This window comes from Gilliamella sp. Nev6-6 (genome assembly GCF_001690605.1).
Taxonomy (GTDB): domain Bacteria; phylum Pseudomonadota; class Gammaproteobacteria; order Enterobacterales; family Orbaceae; genus Gilliamella; species Gilliamella apicola_C.
The window spans coordinates 1-3,224 of sequence record NZ_LZHP01000046.1; the positions used below are offsets into that span (position 1 = coordinate 1).

Sequence of the window (3,224 nt, forward strand, 5' to 3'; positions counted from 1 at the left end):
GCTTCGATAGCTGCGAGTAAGAATGCGGTTGAGAATAACCGTTTAACTACGCGTAGAGAGAATAAACGAATTAGAAAATTGGCTAAAGGAGATAAGCAGGAAGAATTACGTTATCTTGCAGCAGCATGTGCACTAATTAAATGTTCGTCCGAACTGGCTGATAATGACCCGCAGAAAGCGGCACTCCGAGAACTAGAAAAGTTAGGCAGTAGTGACGAGTTACAAGCATATAGAGAAACGCTTGCAGCTCAAGAACACACAAAAAATAGAACTATATTTGGTATACCTTATCAAAAAAATGAAAAGTTATTTCAGTATACATTTTTTGATGGTATTTTTGATGGTACAAAGAATATTGATAATGAATACAGCATAACCACTCGAGCAGGAGGAGTCCTTCAGATTGGGTTTGCTGCTATCGATGGGTTTGGAGCAGCCGCATTATCACCAGGTTGCAGCTCAGTGGTGGGATGTATACCAAGTGCATATCTAACATGGTCAATGGCTGATAATGGCGTAACGGGAGCAATGACCGTTTATTATGGCAAAACTTATCATACGCAAACAGCCGAGGGACTAGCTAAGATATTAGGCGTGTCAGTATCAGAAGCTGAACTGTTATTTTCACTTTCAACAGCTGGCGTTACTGCAAAAGGTTTTAGTGATTTAGCCTGGAAAGCGAGAGCTACAGGGCAAAAGTTATCAGCTAAAGAAGTAGAGCAAATAAGTGAGGGTATTAATAGAGTAAAAGCAGGAAAGGAGACGACTGGAAGCACAAACGCCGCACAGGCGGGTAATGCTGTGACTAAGCCTTCAGCAAATGCAACAGGAACAGTATCAGTATCAGTACCAGTACCAGTACCAACAGTCGAACAACTGAGCCAAGCAGCCGCATCTGCTAATAGAAATGGTTTAACCGATGCAGGGCGAGCTTTGCAAAAACATGGTGGCCGGGAGGGAAGCGTTTACACTTATTCAAGTCAGAAAGCTTCTGTTTTGAATAAAGAAGCTCAAAATATCGTGAACGATATTTTGTCAAATCCTAAAACGGTAATAACACGTACAACCGCAACAGAGAATAAACAAATTATTAAAGTAATACATGCAATAGCCCCAGATGGTAGAACTTTAAGATTTAATGAAGATGGCACTAAATTAATTGGATTTAGAGAGCCTAAAAAATAGAAGGAATATATATCATGTTGGATTATAGCGTTGGAAGCTCGATAGAAAGTGATAGTTTTAATGCTGAGCTGCTCTATGATGGAGATGTTTGGGGAGAGCTTTGTTTATCTGAAGATAAAAGAAATTTAGAGTTTATTATTTATCCAAGTGATCCGCTACGTGTTTTAACATTTAATTACGATGAATTAATGGAATTAATAGAGCGAGCTAAAAATCACCTTTTGCAATTAGAACCTTTAACAAAAGACTAAAAGCTCCTCCGCCTTAACCAGCGGGGATCTTTTATTACTTTTTAGATCTTCATCGTAGGTTTAATAATCAACTGGCCGCATTCAATGGTAATCGCCACCGGCAGCCCGGCATAAAAGCCTATTTGCTCCAGCCAGCGCTCCTTAATGGTTAGCTGTGGTCTGGGGTGAGTGAACCCGCCGTTAGGCGTGTACCCACGATGTAAAACCGCTCTGTGGGTGCTTTGCCTGTGGTTGTTTTTAGCTTAGAATGTGCCTTAGCCATAGTTAATTCCTATATAGTTAGTTGTGGTTAGCGTGGTTATTGGGCTGTAATCCCTTTAATCACGCGCTTCATCAGCGCATTATCGCAACTAGCAGCAGGTCTTGCCACGGCCAGCGTTGGTGGTGATGTGGGTGATGTTGGCGCTTCGATAGCTGCGAGTAAGAATGCGGTTGAGAATAACCGTTTAACTACGCGTAGAGAGAATAAACGAATTAGAAAATTGGCTAAAGGAGATAAGCAGGAAGAATTACGTTATCTTGCAGCAGCATGTGCACTAATTAAATGTTCGTCCGAACTGGCTGATAATGACCCGCAGAAAGCGGCACTCCGAGAACTAGAAAAGTTAGGCAGTAGTGACGAGTTACAAGCATATAGAGAAACGCTTGCAGCTCAAGAACACACAAAAAATAGAACTATATTTGGTATACCTTATCAAAAAAATGAAAAGTTATTTCAGTATACATTTTTTGATGGTATTTTTGATGGTACAAAGAATATTGATAATGAATACAGCATAACCACTCGAGCAGGAGGAGTCCTTCAGATTGGGTTTGCTGCTATCGATGGGTTTGGAGCAGCCGCATTATCACCAGGTTGCAGCTCAGTGGTGGGATGTATACCAAGTGCATATCTAACATGGTCAATGGCTGATAATGGCGTAACGGGAGCAATGACCGTTTATTATGGCAAAACTTATCATACGCAAACAGCCGAGGGACTAGCTAAGATATTAGGCGTGTCAGTATCAGATGCTGAATTGTTATTTTCACTTTCAACAGCTGGCGTTACTGCAAAAGGTTTTAGTGATTTAGCCTGGAAAGCGAGAGCTACAGGGCAAAAGTTATCAGCTAAAGAAGTAGAGCAAATAAGTGAGGGTATTAATAGAGTAAAAGCAGGGAAAGAACCCATACTCCCTAACGGTTATACTCAGCAAGGCAATAATATTATAGGGCCTAAAGGCGGCGTTTATACTCATACAGGAAAATTTGATGCCGCAGGTAACCCAATATATACTAATAATGGTGCTTATTACACGTTAGAAAATGGTGTAAAAACGAAGGTGAAATCGCCGAATACAAATACTAGTTCCCAAGCTCAACAAAATTACCAGCAAGGTAAACAGTATGAGCAAACTAAATATGATGAATTTAGCTCAACTCAAGAAAAATCGGCAAGAGAAGTCTTACTTGAAACTGAAAATGGTAACAAAATCAGGTTAGATATGATTGGTAAAGATAAAAATGGTAATATTACATGTATAGAATGTAAAAGTTCTGGTAAAGCGCCATTAACACTTAATCAAAAAGTTGGCTTCCCTGATTTAGAAAAAAATGGGGGCACAATTATTGGTGATGGTAAACCTGGATTTGAAAGGGGGACCAAAATACCGCCAACAAAAGTAGAAGTAGTTAGACCCGATAACTAAAAGGTAATCAATAGTATGTCTATAGAAGAAATAAATAAATTAGATATGATTGGAATTCCTAAAAATAACAAAAATTTAGTTGAATTAGGATTAACTGATC

4 protein-coding genes are annotated in these 3,224 nt (G+C 39.6%); 3 read left to right on the forward strand and 1 reads right to left on the reverse strand.

Going from position 1 to position 3,224, the window contains the following annotated elements; all coding sequences use genetic code 11:
• Both A9G42_RS13890 and A9G42_RS05780 read left to right on the forward strand, forming a co-directional pair.
• Positions 1 to 1,185: hypothetical protein (locus A9G42_RS13890; RefSeq protein ID WP_179854618.1), on the forward strand; the 1,185-nt coding region annotated here is incomplete at its 5' end.
• Positions 1,186 to 1,199: 14 nt separating this feature from the next.
• On the forward strand, positions 1,200 to 1,436 hold the full coding sequence (locus A9G42_RS05780; protein ID WP_065642122.1) for a hypothetical protein: 237 nt from the start codon (positions 1,200 to 1,202) through the stop codon (positions 1,434 to 1,436).
• Positions 1,437 to 1,477: 41 nt separating this feature from the next.
• On the opposite strand, the gene A9G42_RS14715 is transcribed toward A9G42_RS05780, so the two are convergent.
• Entirely contained in the window at positions 1,478 to 1,582 is a 105-nt protein-coding gene (locus tag A9G42_RS14715) for a SymE family type I addiction module toxin (RefSeq protein ID WP_141674798.1), read from the reverse strand.
• A gap of 186 nt (positions 1,583 to 1,768) precedes the next feature.
• Here A9G42_RS14715 and A9G42_RS14120 point away from each other — a divergent pair, with 186 nt between their 5' ends.
• Positions 1,769 to 3,124 (forward strand): VENN motif pre-toxin domain-containing protein, encoded by a 1,356-nt coding sequence (locus A9G42_RS14120; RefSeq protein WP_257006369.1) that lies wholly within the window; start codon positions 1,769 to 1,771, stop codon positions 3,122 to 3,124.
• Positions 3,125 to 3,224 lie beyond the last annotated feature (100 nt).

Coding starts and splice junctions, on each gene's coding strand:
- A9G42_RS05780 (WP_065642122.1), top strand. CDS start 1,200: ATGTTGGATTATAGCGTTGGAAGCTCGATAGAAAGTGATAGTTTTAAT.